Origin of the sequence: Dactylosporangium sp. NPDC051484 (genome assembly GCF_040689395.1) — a bacterium.
In the GTDB taxonomy this organism is placed as follows: domain Bacteria; phylum Actinomycetota; class Actinomycetes; order Mycobacteriales; family Micromonosporaceae; genus Dactylosporangium.
Window position 1 is genome coordinate 166,054 of record NZ_JBFAZX010000008.1, and the last position, 13,723, is coordinate 179,776.

Genomic DNA, 13,723 nt, shown 5'->3' on the forward strand with positions numbered 1-13,723 from the left:
GCGAGGAAGATCAGCATGAAGCCCACCACCCCCGCCTTGCCCGGAAGGCGTGCCGGCTCGGCCGTGCGGCGTGCCGCCGTGTTCAGCGCCGTCGTGGCGTTGCTGCTGGTGGCCACGGGGCGGCCGGTCGCCGCCGCGGCGCACGTCCGCATCGAGGGCACCGGATCGTCATGGAGCGCCAACGCTCTCGCCCAGTGGATCAGCGACGTGACGCCGCAGGGCCTCCAGGTCGTGTTCACCGCGCTGGGCTCCGCGAACGGCCGCAAGGACTTCGCGTACCAGACCAACGACTTCGCGATCACCGACATCCCGTTCCAGGGCTCGGACGCGCTGACCGGCGAGGACGACACCCCCAAGGGCCGGCCGTACGCGTACCTGCCGCTCGTCGCCGGCGGCACCTCGTTCCCGTACCACATCGAGGTCGGCGGCAAGCTGGTGCGCGACCTGCGGCTGTCCGGCGAGACGCTCGCGAAGATCTTCACGAACCAGATCACGAACTGGAACGACCCACAGATCACCGCGGACAACAACGGGCGCAAGCTGCCGTCGCTGCCGATCGTCCCGGTGCTGCACGCCGAGGGCTCCGGCTCCACCGCCCAGTTCACGCGGTACCTCGTGAAGCAGCACCCGGGCATCTGGGGCGCCTTCGCCGGCCGGAACGTGCCGACGGAGTACTACCCGCACAAGGGCAACGCCGTGCCGCAGACCGGCTCCGACGGCGTCATGAACTTCATCGTGTCGAAGGCCGGCAACGGCGCCATCGGCTACGACGAGTACTCCTACGCGCTGAACATCAAGTACCCGGTCGCCAAGATCGGAAATGCGGCCGGCTACTTCACCGAGCCCACGGAGTTCAACGTCGCCGTGTCGCTGACCTCGGCGAAGATCAACACCGATCCGAACTCGCCGGAGTACCTGATCCAGAACCTCGACGACGTGTACGTCAAGAACGACCCGCGCACGTACCCGCTGTCGTCGTACTCGTACATGATCCTGCCGACCGGCGCCGCCAGCGACAAGGCGGAGAAGCGCCTGACCACGGCGAAGCGCCAGACGCTCGCCGACTTCGTGAGCTACTCCATCTGCGCCGGCCAGCAGAGCATCGGCACCAAGGGGTACTCGCCGCTGCCGCTCAACCTGGTGCAGGCGGGCTTCGACCAGATCAAGAGGCTCAAGACGGCCGACCAGGGGGTGGAGCTGCGGGACCAGCCGGTCACCAGCTGCAACAACCCGACGTTCGTGCCTGGTGACCTCAGCCGTAACCACCTGGCGGAGATCGCGCAGATGCCGCAGCCCTGCGACAAGATCGGCGCAGGCCCGTGCCCGCCGAAGGGGTCCAACAGCGGCTCGAACAACAACGGCGGCAACAACGGCGGCAACGGCAACGGTAATGGCAATGGCAACGGCAACGGCAACGGCTCGGGCGGCGGCAGCGGCGGCACGAACGGCGGTGGCGGGACGGCCGGTTCCGGCGGTGGCGGCGGCACGACCGGCGGGACCGACGGTGGCGCGCAGGTCGACCCGGACACGGGCGAGGTGATCGGCGGCAGCGGCAATGGCGGCAGCGGCGGCGGGAGCGGCGGGAGCGGGGCCAGCGACGCCAACGCGATCGGCACGCCGACCGACCTCGCGGCCTTCCGCGCCAACCGCAACGCCGCCGTGCTCGGTCCGGTCGCGGCCGGCCTCTTGCTGCTCGTACTGTTCGTGCCGGCGCTCTTCGCCCGCCGTCTCGCGGCCCGCAAGGACGAGCGGTGAACGGCCGCCGCCGCGCCGCCGGGCTGACCCTGCTGATCCTGGCGCTGCTGCTGCCCGCGGCCACGTTCAGCACGGCGCCGGCGAGAGCCGACAACCCGGCGTACAGCGAGACCAAGACCTTTGCCCGCAAGCACCTCAACGCCAACGGGACCGAGACCGTCGCGGACACCCGCACCGTGACCGTGCGGGTGAACCAGGTCGAGCGGCTCAAGGCCAGGCAGCAGATCGAGGTCAAGTGGAGCGGCGCGCACCCCAGCCACGGGGTGGTCGACAACCAGAACGCGGCCGACGCGCTCTACCAGGAGTACCCGGTCATGATCATGCAGTGCCGGGGCGACGAGCGCAGCGGCACGCTCAACCCGAGCACGTGCTGGACGCAGGGCTTCGACCAGCGCAAGGACAACTACAACATCCCGTACATGTTCCCGCCGTGGCGGCTGGACCGCGACGCGACCCCGGCCCAGCGCAAGCAGGTGGTCGGCTTCCCCGACCCGGTGCCGGCCGGGTGCCCTGGCCCGGTTGACCAGGTGGCGCACTACGAGCCGTTCGTGGCCGAGGACAAGACCGTCTACCGGCCGCTGACCAGCTACGACAAGACTGACGTCTGCGGCAAGGTGCTCGCGCCGGACATGGTCAACGTCGAGGACAAGGCCGCGCCGCCGGGCAACACGACATACGCCAGCACCGACAAGGACGGCAACGGCAGCGCCAGGTTCGTCGTCTGGACCGGGCTGGAGAACGCCTCGCTCGGCTGCTCGGCGACGGTCTCCTGCTCGCTCGTGGTACTGCCGATCATGGGCATGAGCTGCGACGAGACCTATGCGGACATGCCGGCCAACGACCGGCCCGCGCCCGGGCGCCAGTCCGACGGCGCGCAGGCGGCCTGCCGCGCGACCGGCCAGCACGAGGTCAACGAGTTCCTGCCCTCGCCCATCAACCGCTTCCAGGTCGACACCGCCGTGACCGCCGCCAACTGGTGGAGCCCCTCGATCTGGAAGAACCACTTCAGCATCAAGCTCGGCTTCGGCAGCCCGGCGAACATCTGCGACATCGGCGACACCCGGCTGCCGGTGGAGCTGTTCGGCTCCGAGCTCATGCAGGAGGCCATCGCCCAGTGGGCGCCCGCGTTCTGCTCCAACCCGTCGCGGTTCAAGTTCCGCCAGGTGCAGATGGGCGAGCCGCTGGCCAAGAGCAACCTTGACGACGGCAAGATCAGCGCGGCGCTCGTCAGCCGGCCACCGGACGACGGCGACTACGGCAGACCCGTGGTCAACGCGCCGATAGCCGTCACCGGTTTCGCCATCAGCTACGTGATGGACGACAAGAACCACAACGAGTACAAGAGCCTCAAGCTCAACCCGCGGCTCATCGCGAAGCTGCTCAGCGAGTCCTATCCCGGGCGGCCCGACCTGACGGCGCTGTTCAAGAACGAGGACAAGCTGCCGAAGAACCATCCGTACCGCGTCATGGCGAACAACTCGACCTTCATCTCGGTCGACCCCGAGTTCAAGGCGCTCAACCCGGACGTCGGCGACTCGCTCTACGAGGCGCTGTCGGCCAGCGCCCTCATCGCGCTGTCCGGCAACTCCGACGTGATGTGGGCCCTGACGTCGTATCTCAACGCCGACCCCGACGCCCGCGCGTTCCTCAACGGTGAGCCCGACCCGTGGGGCATGGTGGTGAACCCCGGCTACAAGGGCATCGAGCTGCCGCAGGAGTTCTGGCCGCTGCTGGACACGTTCACCGACCCGAGCTTCACGCCGTACAGCACCTGCGGCCTGCCCGAGGAGTTCATCAAGCAGTTCCCGATGCAGCCGTACGGCCCGCTGCTCGCCTCGCCGGTGACCACGATGATGCAGACGGTGGACCGGCTGCAGTTCGGCCAGTCAAACGCGCGCATCCGCTGCACCGTCCTCTACGACACCAGCAACACGCCCGTGAGCGCGAACCTCAGCCCGTACGGGCGGCAGCGCCGCGGCGACCGGTTCGTGCTCGGCATCACGTCGCTGGCGCAGGCGCAGTACTACCAGCTCAACACGGCCGCCCTGCAGACGACGTCGACCGTGGGCAAGTCGGCGAAGTTCACCAACACCACGGGCCGCACGTTCGCCGGCCCCAGCGACGCGTCCCTCAAGGCCGCGATGCGGCTGGCCAAGCCGGACGCCACGGCCAACGCCTGGATCATGCCGTACGACACCATGCGGACCTCGGCGGGCGCCGACGCCTACCCGGGCACGCTGCCCGTCTACGCCGCGGTCGCGACCAAGGACGTGCGCGGCGACGACCCGGGCCGCCTGGCGCAGCTGCTGCGCTTCGCCGTCGGCGACGGGCAGGTCCAGGGCTCCGAGAACGGGCAGCTCCCGCCCGGCTACCTGCCCCTGACCGCGGCGAACGGGTTCGGCGACTACGTGCAGTACACGCTGAAGGCCGCCGACGCCGTGGCGCAACAGCAGGGCGAGGTGCCGCGGGTGGTACCCGGGACCACCCCCAGCCAGAACGGTTCCGGCGGTTCGAACAACGGCTCGAATGGCGGCTCGAACGGTGGCTCGAACGGCGGCTCCGGTTCCGGCTCGGGCGGCACGACGGTGCCCAACAGCGGCAGCCGCCCGTCGGCGGCCCCGAGCACCTCGGCGAGCCCGTCGGCCCCGCCCGTGGCCCAGCCGGCCGGCACGACCGCGCTGCTCTCCTCGGTTCTGGCCACGTGGGGCCTGCCGATGGTCCTGCTGGTCGGCGTGTGCGCCGGCTGCGCGGGCACGATCATGCGCATGATCACCGGCTTCAACGACTGGCGACGGAGTCTGCGATGAAGGTGCTCTCCCGCGGCCTGATCACGCTGGCCGTCCTCTGCGGCTGGCTGCTCACCTACCTGCTGGGCGCCAGCGCCCTGCGCCAGGAGCACGACCAGCGCGAGCTGTACAACGAGCTCCGCCGGACGCTGGCCTCGGCGGAGGTCCCAATTGGCGGCGCGATCGACCCCGGCATGCCGATCGCCCTGATCGTGGCCCCGGCCATCGGCCTGAGCCAGGTGATCGTCGAGGGCACCGACGGCGACGTGATGCGCTCAGCCCCCGGCCACCGGCGCGACACGCCGCTGCCCGGCCAGCCCGGCACGAGCGTCATCTACGGCCACGCCGCCGCGTACGGCGCCCCGTTCGGCGACCTCACCGCGCTGGCCCCCGGCGACCACTTGACCATCACCACGGGCCAGGGCGAGTTCGACTACGAGGTACAACGGGTTCGCCACGCCGCCGATCCGACCCCGGCGCCTTTGCAGCAGGGCGGCAGCCGCCTGATCCTGGCCACGGCCGAGGGCCAGGGCTGGCGCACGGGCTGGGCGACGGACCGGGTGGTGTACGTCGACTCGGTGCTGAAGGGCGACCCCAAGCTCGGCCCGCCCGGCCGCCCCTCGACGATCGACGTCCGCGAGAGGGCGATGCAGGCCAACCCCGACGCCCTGGTGCCTTTGGTGCTGTGGCTGCAGTTGCTGGGTGCGGCGGCGTTCGGCGGCACGTGGGCCGCCCGGCGCTGGGGCGCCCTGCAGACGTGGATCGTTGGCGTGCCGGCGATCCTGGCCACGCTCTGGGGCGTGACCGACGCGCTGGGCCAGCTACTGCCCAACCTCATCTAAGTCCGGCCGCAGTGAGCCGGGGCCGCGAATAACGGTTCGAGCACGACTTCTCGCGCTGCTACTTTGGCCGCGTGAGTGGTCGACTGCGTGAGATCGCCCGCCAGACCGTCGCGATCGCCGAGTGCGGCGAATACGCCGACGCGGCTGGCGGGCTCGCCGCGGCCCCCAACCTCGGTGCGATCCTGCGCAACCAGCCCGCCGACGCCGGCGAGGTGCCCGCCGTGCTGCGCGTCCGGGCCGCCCGGGTGCTGCGGGTCGCGGCCGCCCATGGCCACCGCACCCTGGTCCTGGGCGCTTGGGGCTGCGGCGTCTTCCGTAACGTGCCCGCCGAGGTGGCCCAGGCCTTCGCCGGCGCGCTGCGCGAGGTCCCGTGCTTCGACCGCGTGGTGTTCGACATCTACGACCGCCTGCCCGGGACCCCGGTCCACTAGGCGTTCGCCGAGGCCTTCCCGGCGCACGCCTGACCTCTGGGCTGCCTAGACGGGACGGCCGTGCCAGCGGCCCAGGGCCGCGAGTGCCGCACGGCGGCCGACGGCGGCGCCGATCTCGTCGGTGTGGCGGAAGTGCACGCCCTCCCAGACCCGCGCGTTGATGTTGTCGCGGGTGAGCTCCGACCACGCCGAGTATCGCAGCGTCACGTCGGCGGCGGCCGCGCTCGTCAGCGTGAACGGCGCCCGCGGCGCGCCGGCCAGCGTGTCCAGCACGGCCTGCGCCGCGCCCGCGTAGGTGGTGTGGCCGCTGGGGTACTCCGGATGCGCCGGCGTCGTGATGAGCGGCGTCCAAGCCGGGTCGGGCGCGACCGCGCCGGTGCGGATCGCGGTCACCGGGCGCCAGAACAGGTAACGGTACTTCGCGCGGTACGTCGTGATCTGCGCGTCGATCGTCGCGGCGTGGAACAGCGCGACGAGCCCGATGCGCCGCTCCAGCGGGCGCCGGTCCGCGGCGTGCGACCCGTGCGGCGCGAGCGTCGTGCGCAACGCCCCGGTGAAGCCGTTGAGCGACGTCTGCGACCAGAACCGCGCGACCGCGGTCTGCGCCGGTGTGCGGATGCTACTGCCGGCCGCGCCGACGGCCCGCGACTCGGCCAGGTCTCGCAGGAACACCGCGCTGTTCAGGGCCGGCGGCGGGCCCGGCAGCAGCGGCTCCACGTCGTGCACCAGGAACGGCCGGCCGTCACCCTGGCCGGACTGCACCGGCGCCGCGAACGCGGGCGGCGTCGGCTGCCACACCCCGGGCGCGGCGGGCGGCGGGGTGAACGGCCGGTTCACCGAGGCGAGGTCGAGCCCGTCGCCGGTCCGTTCGGCCAGCACCGCCCGGGCGGCCTCGACGCCTGCGGCGACCGCCCGGCCGGCGTGGCGGCCGCCGGTGCGCGCGACGGCCGCGGCGAGCGCGGCGTCCAGGGTCGGCGCGGCGGCCGGGTACAGGGTCACCAGCGCCTCGTGCACGGCGCCGGCGAGGGCCAGCTCCGAGCGGGTCGCGGTGACCGCCCGCCACGCGGCGATCCAGGCCACCGCCCAGGCCCGGCTGCTGGTGACCTGCTGCGGGCCGGTGATGACGCCGATGGTCGACGCCGTCAGGTCGTACCACTCGAGAACCGGATCAACGCGGGTCGCGGCGGCGCCGGCGACGCCGGACGGGGCGGCGAGGGCCGCGATGGTGCCCGCGCCGCCGGCGGCGAGCACGGTACGGCGAGATATGAGCTTCGATGGCTGCACGCCGCGAACGCTAGTAGATATTCCCGACTGGTTCAATAGGAAAGCCTGGCAGGTCGGCGAAAGCATCGACGTGGCCCGAGCTCCTCGTGAGACGTTCGGCTGCATACGCTGGTGCGGTGACCACGAAGGTGCGGCATCGGTGACGCCTGACGAAGCCACGCACTTCGACCCGCAGGGAGGATTCGCCAATGCCGCGCACGTTTGACGGTTCGGTGGGCTGGGCGGCGCTGCGCGAGCGGTTCGCCGACCGGCTCGACACCGGCACGCTCGCCGCGCTCGACGACGCTGTCGCGTTCGCCGCCGAGCGCCACGGCGACCAGCGGCGTCCGGCCGGGGAGCCATATCTTGAGCACCTGCTCGAGGCCCTGGAGGTGCTCGTCGACGCGACCGGCGAGCGCGACCCCGACACGCTGCGCGCCGCGGTGCTGCACGACGTGGTCGAGGACACCCCGACCACTGTCGGCGAGGTGCGGGAGCGCTTCGGCGACCGGGTCGCGGAGCTGGTCGGCTGGGTCACCAAGTCCGGCGACCGGGACGCCTACCTCGCGCGCCTGCGGGACGCTCCGGACGCCGCGATCGCCGTGAAGCTCGCCGACCGGATCAGCAACGTCCAGCGGCTGCGCACCCACCCGCGCCCGGCCAAGCGCGCGTCGTACTACCACGAGACCGTCGCCACCATCGTGCCGCTGGCCGCCGGACGGCCGTGGTTCGAGGAGTGGTACCGCTCCTGGCAGGCCGAGCACGCCGACCTGGACCTGGACAGGCTGGCATGAGCGGAGTGGCCGCTCGTCGGATCAGCGGCTGACGATGCGGTGCGTGATGCGCCAGCCCGCCGGTAGGCGGCGCACGGTGTCCTCGTACGTCACGCTGCCCACCGAGCCGTCCCGCAGTACACCGAAGCCCTTGGACAGGGCGCGGACCGAGCCGTCCGGAGACTCCGTCAGCACGATGTTCGTGACGTGGTGGGCGACCGGGTTGGCGTTGCCCAGCGCCTCGGCGGCGGCCCGGACACCGGCGAGGCCGTCGAGCACGCCGCCGCCGAGGGCGGTCACGTCGTACGGCACGTCCTCGGTGAACACCGCGTGCAGGCCGTCGAAGTCGCCGCGGTCGGTGAGGTGGCCGTGCAGGTTGATCAGGTCGGTGATGGCGATGCGGTCCTCGATGCTCAGCGTCATGGCTCCCCCTCGCGAGCGAAAACGGGGACATCCCCGTTTTCGCCCACTAGCGTAACGGGATGCCCCCGGTTCACCAGCGCTCCGACGCCTCACGCAACGCTGCCCTGCTGCTGGCCGCAGCCCGCGAGCTGATCGCCGAGGTGGGCAACGACGTCGCACTCGACGAGGTCGCCCGGCGGGCCGGCGTGGGCAATGCGACGCTGTACCGGCACTTCCCGACCCGCGGCGACCTGCTCGTGGCCGTCTACGCCGACGAGGTCGCGGCACTGTGCGAGCGTGGCGAGCGGCTGCGCGGCGACCCCGACCCGATCGGCGCGCTCTTCGCCTGGCTCGCCGAGTTCGTCGAGCACGTGGCGACGAAGCGGCCGCTGGCGCTCGCCGCGACCGAGGGGCCGGCGGGGCGGCGCACGCGCCTGTTCGAGGAGTGGCACGCGACGGTCAACGCCACCGCGGCCGAACTGGTCCGCCGGGCCGCGCCCGCGCTGCGGTCCGGGGTCACTGCCGTCGACCTGCTGAGCCTCGCGGCTGGCGCGGCGATCACCGCCGGCGGGACCGCGCACGCGCGCCACCTGGTGGCGCTGCTGAGGGACGGGGTCACCGCGGCGGCCGGGAGAGCGGTGTAGTCACCGCGCTGGGTGAGGGTCGAGCGGCGCTCGACGGGCAATGGCCGCGCATGCCAGCGAAGAAGAAGGGCAGCCAGCCATGGCTGCATCAGCAGGGCCGGGAGATCCAGCACTTCGGCGCGATCCGGCAGTTTCCCGTCGCGCTGTCGGCCGACGCCCGCATGTACTCCTGCGAGCGGCTCAACCAGGTGCTCGCCGACACTCAGATTCTCTATGCGCTGTACAAGAAGCACCACTGGCTGATGCGCGGCCCGACCTTCTACCAGCTGCACCTGCTGCTCGACAAGCACGCCGGAGAGCAGCTGGAGATCATCGACGCGGTGGCCGAGCGGGTGCAGACGCTGGGCGGCATCGCGGTGGGGGACCCGCGCCACGTCGCCGAGCTGACCCGCGTGCCGCGGCCGCCGGACGGGGCCGAGGAGGTGCCGGCCATGCTCTCCCGCCTGCTGGAGGCCCACGAGATGATCCTGCAGGAATGCCACGACGCCGCCGCCAGGGTGCAGGACAACGGCGACGACGGCACCAACGACCTGCTGGTTTCCGAGGTGATCCGCACCGGCGAACTGGAGGCGTGGTTCCTCGCCGAGCACCTCGTGGACACCCCACTGGTGCGCACCGAGGAGGAGGTGAGGGCAGCCAGCAACGGACGCCGTTGATTGGAGGCGCTACCGTGTCGGCGTGACGAGGCATATCGAGTCGCAGCTGGGCGTGGACCTTGGCACCACCCACACGGTCGCCGCGCTGACCGCCGCCGACGGTCGTAGCCAGCCGCTGCTGTTCGACGCCAGCTTCCTGCTGCCGTCGTCGGTCTACGCCGAGATCGACGGGCACCTGCTCGTCGGCAGGGACGCCGAGCGCAGTGCGCGACTCGATCCGTCCCGCTACGAACCCAACCCGAAGCGCCGCGTCGACGACGGCACGGTGCTGCTGGGCCAGCGCGAGTATGCCGTGTCCGACCTGCTCGCGGCCCTGCTGCGGCGCACCGCCGACGAGGCGTCCCGGGTGCTGGGGATCATGCCGGTGCGCACCGTGCTGACATACCCGGCGAACTGGGCGACCCATCGCCGCTCGGTGCTGGCCGACGCGGCGGCCCGGGCGGGCATGCCGGCGCCGATCCTGGTGCCCGAGCCGATCGCGGCGGCCGCGTACTTCACCACGGTCCTCGGGCGCAACATCGCCCCCGGTGGCGTCCTGGTGGTGTACGACTTCGGTGGGGGCACGTTCGACACGACGATCCTGCGCCGCCGCCCCGACGGCGGCTGGGACGTGCTGGCCAGCGACGGCCTGCCCGATGTCGGCGGCGTCGACCTCGACGCGGCGATCATCGACCACCTCGGGCAGCCGATGTCGGCGAGCGACCCGGAGCGCTGGCGGCAGCTCGTCGAGCCCGCCGACGACGCCGGCCGCCGCCGCAGCAACCTGCTGCGCGAGGACGTGCGCACCGCGAAGGAGCAGCTCTCGCGCAGCTCCAGCGCGAGCGTGCACCTGCCGCTGTTCGAGACCGACGTGCACGTCACCCGCTCGGAGTTCGAGCAGCTGTCCCGCTCCTACCTGGAGCGCACCGTCGACCTGACCGCGACCACGCTGCAGCGCGCGGGCGTGCGGGTCGACCAGATCGGCGGGCTGTTCCTGGTCGGCGGCTCCAGCCGCATCCCGCTCGTGAGCACGCTGCTGCACCAGCGGCTCGGGATCGCGCCGACGCTCATCGAGCAGCCGGAGCTCGTCGTCGCGCTCGGCAGCGTGCTGGCCGCGATGCCGTCCCGCCCGGCGCCGTTCCCGTCCACGCCGCCACCCGCCCCGCCCCGCCCGCCGATGAACGCCGCACGCGGTGGCTTCCCGGCCCCGCCCCTCATGGGCGGCGCGCCGTCGAACGCGCCCATCTCGGCGCCGGTCTCGGGCATGCCGGTCACCGGCGCGGGCATGCCGCCGACCGTGCCCATCCCGGCGCCCGCGCCAGGCTCCACCTCGCCGACCGGGTTCCACTCCGCGGCCACGCCGCAGTCGCCGCCCGGGCACGGTTTCGGGTCGCCGACCGCGTTCCAGTCCGCGGCCACGCCGCAGTCGCCGCCTGCGCCCGGTTTCGGGTCGCCGGCCGGGTTCCGCTCCGCGGCCACGCCGCAGTCGCCGCCCGGGTTCGGCGGCAACGCCCCGAACAGCGCGCCGCCGAGCTCCGGCCCGCCGGACGCCACGGCCGCGTTCGGTGCCGTGCCGCCGGCGCCGATCACGCCGCAGGCCCCGTCGCCCTACGGGCCGCCGGTGCCGCCGCCGCGCCCGGGCGGCTCCGGTGGCAAGCTCGCCGTGCTCGTCGGCGTCGTGGCGGTGCTCGTCCTGCTGCTCGGCGTCGGCGGTGTCGCCGCCTGGAGGGCGGTCAGCGACAAGAAGCCGGGCGACACGCGCACCAACAGCGGCTCCCGCGGCAGCGGGAGCACCCGCGGTTCGGGCGGCGACGCCAGCTCGGGCGCGCTGCCGGCCGACACGAAGAACGCGAAAGCGGGCGCGGACCAGCAGACGGTGCAGGTGGACAAGTCGGTCTGGTACACTCAGTTCAAGATCACCGTGGGCAAGGTGACCTACGACCCGGCGGCCACCTCGAAGAAGCTCAGCGCCGAGCTGGTGATCGAGAACCTCGGCGGCCGCAACGACACGCCGAACATCCCCGCGATCTTCTCGGTCGGCGGCCAGCAGTACAGCGGCTCGTTCCGCGAGAACACGACGGTCGCGGCCGGCCAGAAGAGCAACTACAACCTGGACTTCTCGGTGTACAACCCGCTCAAGGCGGACGTCGGCACCGGCGAGTTCATCTTCGGCGCCGGAGACCGGGAGCAGCCGAAGATCCCGCTCGGCGGCGGCGACGTGGTCGCCTACGAGCCGGTGAACCTCATCAAGGACCAGAAGGTCACCGTCCGCGACATCACGGCCACCTTCACCACGTGCGACCTGCGCGGCGGCTTCTTCGACTACAACGGCCAGGCGAAGAAGGGCTACCGCGCGATCACGTGCAAGGTCGACATCCAGTACACCGGCAGGAGCAGCGCGTACATCGGCAAGGATAACTTCCGGCTCCTCGTCGTCGACGGCAGCGAGCTAGGCCCGCTCACCGGGCCGAACGAGGTGCTGTCCGGCGGGCAGGTCGCCGTCGGCACCGACCTGGCGTTCCAGGTGAAGGCCGACGCGCCGGGCACCTACAAGCTGCGCCTGGTCAACCTCGGCGATCACAAGGAGCGCCAGGCGGGCGACGTCGCCGAGGTCGACCTGGTCCTGAAGTAGCGGTCAGTTCCGGCTGTACGAACCGCATGCTCGTCACCTTTCCACCAGTACCGCTGAACCCTGACCCACTCCCACGCACATGGTCGCGAGGCCGCGCGTGTCCCCGGTGCGCCGCATTCGGTGCAGCAACGTGGTGAGGATCCGCGCGCCCGAGCAGCCCAGCGGGTGCCCGATCGCGATGGCCCCGCCATCCGGGTTGATCATCTCCGGGTCGAGCCCGAGCTGGTCGGCGCAGGCGAGCACCTGCGCGGCGAACGCCTCGTTGAGCTCGGCCTGCCGCACGTCGCCGAGCTTCCACCCGGCGCGATCGAGCGCCTTGCGGGTCGCCGGCACCGGCCCGATGCCCATCACGTCCGGGTGGACGCCCGCCGAGGCGCCGGCGACATACCGTCCGAGCGGCTCCAGGCCGAACTCGCGCAGCGCGCTCTCGCTGACCAGCAGCAGCCCGGCGGCGCCGTCGTTGAGCGGCGAGGAGTTGCCGGCGGTCACCGTGCCGCCCTCGCGGAACACCGGCTTGAGCTTGGCGAGCTTTTCGAGGCTTGTGTCGGCCCGGATGCCCTCGTCCGCGTTCATCCCGTCGACCGGCAGTATCTCGCTGGCGAAGTGCCCGTTCTTCGTCGCCGCGTCGGCGTTGCGGTGGCTGCGCAGCGCGAACGCGTCCTGGCGCTCGCGGGTGATCCCGTGGCGCGCGGCGACCTCCTCGGCCGTCTCGCCCATGCTCAGCAGGCCGTGCAGCTCGCGCATGCGCGGGTTGACCAGCCGCCAGCCGAGCCGAGTGTCGGCGATCGACATCGCGTTGGGCAGCGCGTCGTCGGGGCGGGGCAGCACGAACGGCGCCCGGCTCATCGACTCCGACCCACCCGCGACGACCACGTCGGCCTCGCCCGCGGCGATCGTGCGGGCGGCGACGGTCACCGCCTCCATCCCGGACGCGCACAGCCGGTTGACGGTCGCCCCGGGCACGCTCTGTGGCAGCCCGGCGAGCAGCACCGCCATCCGGGCGACATTTCGGTTGTCCTCGCCGGCCTGGTTGGCCGTGCCCCAGTAGACCTCGTCGACGCGGGCCGGGTCGATTCCGGTGACCAGCTCCCTGACCACGGCCGCCGCGAGGTCGTCGGGCCGCGTGTGGGAGAGCGCGCCGCGCAGCCTCCCGATCGGCGTGCGCCGGGCGGCGGCGAAGTACACGGTTCGCATGGCCTAAAACTAACACTGTAAGTCAGTCACGGAATCGTCCGGTCAGCCACGGGTTTCATGGCGCCGGCCCGGAGCCCTGAACGGCGCGCCAGAGTCAGGCGCCGGACGAGCGACTCGAGAGCGTGCCGGTGATGCGGTACGGGAACGGCTCGACCGCCCCGCGCGGTGTGCTCGGTGCCCGGCAGGGTGTGGACCGTCGCCGAGGTGGCCTGCCAGGTGTACGCCGAGGGCCGCGCGAACAGCCCCGACAGGCGCCCACGAACCATCGGGGCTATCCGAGGCTTCCGGGCTTGCTGGTGAGCAACTCTGTCCGCCTCCCCTCCGCTCGCGATCGGCTCGCGAACCCGGGTTTTCGCACTTGGCACT

At 72.1% G+C, this 13,723-nt stretch carries 11 protein-coding genes; 8 read left to right on the plus strand and 3 right to left on the minus strand.

The features are described 5' to 3' along the window. Window positions 1-15 precede the first annotated feature (15 nt). The 4 genes from AB0367_RS17125 to AB0367_RS17140 all read left to right on the plus strand — a co-directional run bounded on the left by AB0367_RS17125 (window position 16) and on the right by AB0367_RS17140 (window position 5,814). On the plus strand, window positions 16-1,755 hold the full coding sequence (locus tag AB0367_RS17125) for a substrate-binding domain-containing protein (RefSeq protein WP_366227264.1): 1,740 nt from the start codon (window positions 16-18) through the stop codon (window positions 1,753-1,755). Beyond that, window positions 1,752-4,562, plus strand: a complete 2,811-nt coding sequence (locus AB0367_RS17130; protein WP_366227265.1) for a hypothetical protein — start codon at window positions 1,752-1,754, stop codon at window positions 4,560-4,562. Before AB0367_RS17125 ends, AB0367_RS17130 begins: the two co-directional genes overlap by 4 nt. Next, window positions 4,559-5,383 (plus strand): sortase, encoded by an 825-nt coding sequence (locus AB0367_RS17135; RefSeq protein ID WP_366227266.1) that lies wholly within the window; start codon window positions 4,559-4,561, stop codon window positions 5,381-5,383. The genes AB0367_RS17130 and AB0367_RS17135 overlap by 4 nt, the downstream gene beginning before the upstream one ends. Before the next feature lie 71 nt (window positions 5,384-5,454). After that, the gene (locus AB0367_RS17140) at window positions 5,455-5,814 is read left to right on the plus strand and encodes a TIGR02452 family protein (RefSeq protein ID WP_366227267.1); all 360 of its coding nucleotides are present in this window, start codon (window positions 5,455-5,457) and stop codon (window positions 5,812-5,814) included. Window positions 5,815-5,859: 45 nt separating this feature from the next. Here AB0367_RS17140 and AB0367_RS17145 read toward each other — a convergent pair whose 3' ends face one another. After that, window positions 5,860-7,098: a vanadium-dependent haloperoxidase gene (locus AB0367_RS17145; protein ID WP_366227268.1), complete on the minus strand. Its 1,239-nt coding sequence runs from the start codon at window positions 7,096-7,098 to the stop codon at window positions 5,860-5,862. A gap of 188 nt (window positions 7,099-7,286) precedes the next feature. Here AB0367_RS17145 and AB0367_RS17150 point away from each other — a divergent pair, with 188 nt between their 5' ends. After that, window positions 7,287-7,871: an HD domain-containing protein gene (locus AB0367_RS17150; protein WP_366227269.1), complete on the plus strand. Its 585-nt coding sequence runs from the start codon at window positions 7,287-7,289 to the stop codon at window positions 7,869-7,871. A 21-nt stretch (window positions 7,872-7,892) separates the two neighbouring features. On the opposite strand, the gene AB0367_RS17155 is transcribed toward AB0367_RS17150, so the two are convergent. Beyond that, window positions 7,893-8,273, minus strand: coding sequence for a nuclear transport factor 2 family protein (locus AB0367_RS17155; RefSeq protein WP_366227270.1), 381 nt, complete (start codon window positions 8,271-8,273; stop codon window positions 7,893-7,895). Window positions 8,274-8,332: 59 nt separating this feature from the next. On the opposite strand from AB0367_RS17155, the gene AB0367_RS17160 reads away from it, so the two are divergent. The 3 genes from AB0367_RS17160 to AB0367_RS17170 are packed head-to-tail and all read left to right on the plus strand — an operon-like array spanning window position 8,333 to window position 12,163. Beyond that, on the plus strand, window positions 8,333-8,896 hold the full coding sequence (locus tag AB0367_RS17160; RefSeq protein ID WP_366227271.1) for a helix-turn-helix domain-containing protein: 564 nt from the start codon (window positions 8,333-8,335) through the stop codon (window positions 8,894-8,896). 50 nt (window positions 8,897-8,946) lie between these two features. Beyond that, window positions 8,947-9,552, plus strand: a complete 606-nt coding sequence (locus AB0367_RS17165) for a DNA starvation/stationary phase protection protein (protein WP_366227272.1) — start codon at window positions 8,947-8,949, stop codon at window positions 9,550-9,552. Between the two features lie 22 nt (window positions 9,553-9,574). Beyond that, window positions 9,575-12,163: an Hsp70 family protein gene (locus AB0367_RS17170; protein ID WP_366227273.1), complete on the plus strand. Its 2,589-nt coding sequence runs from the start codon at window positions 9,575-9,577 to the stop codon at window positions 12,161-12,163. A gap of 33 nt (window positions 12,164-12,196) precedes the next feature. Here the strand turns inward: AB0367_RS17170 and AB0367_RS17175 are convergent, their stop codons facing one another. Then, window positions 12,197-13,357 carry a thiolase family protein gene (locus AB0367_RS17175; protein ID WP_366227274.1) on the minus strand — a complete coding sequence of 387 codons (1,161 nt, stop codon included), beginning with the start codon at window positions 13,355-13,357 and terminating at the stop codon, window positions 12,197-12,199. Between the last annotated feature and the right edge of the window lie 366 nt (window positions 13,358-13,723).

Excerpts from the sequence above, each read along its gene's own strand:
- AB0367_RS17125 (WP_366227264.1), top strand. The coding sequence starts at position 16 with ATGAAGCCCACCACCCCCGCCTTGCCCGGAAGGCGTGCCGGCTCGGCC.
- AB0367_RS17135 (WP_366227266.1), top strand. The coding sequence starts at position 4,559 with ATGAAGGTGCTCTCCCGCGGCCTGATCACGCTGGCCGTCCTCTGCGGC.
- AB0367_RS17150 (WP_366227269.1), top strand. The coding sequence starts at position 7,287 with ATGCCGCGCACGTTTGACGGTTCGGTGGGCTGGGCGGCGCTGCGCGAG.
- AB0367_RS17155 (WP_366227270.1), bottom strand. The coding sequence starts at position 8,273 with ATGACGCTGAGCATCGAGGACCGCATCGCCATCACCGACCTGATCAAC.
- AB0367_RS17160 (WP_366227271.1), top strand. The coding sequence starts at position 8,333 with ATGCCCCCGGTTCACCAGCGCTCCGACGCCTCACGCAACGCTGCCCTG.
- AB0367_RS17165 (WP_366227272.1), top strand. The coding sequence starts at position 8,947 with ATGCCAGCGAAGAAGAAGGGCAGCCAGCCATGGCTGCATCAGCAGGGC.
- AB0367_RS17175 (WP_366227274.1), bottom strand. The coding sequence starts at position 13,357 with ATGCGAACCGTGTACTTCGCCGCCGCCCGGCGCACGCCGATCGGGAGG.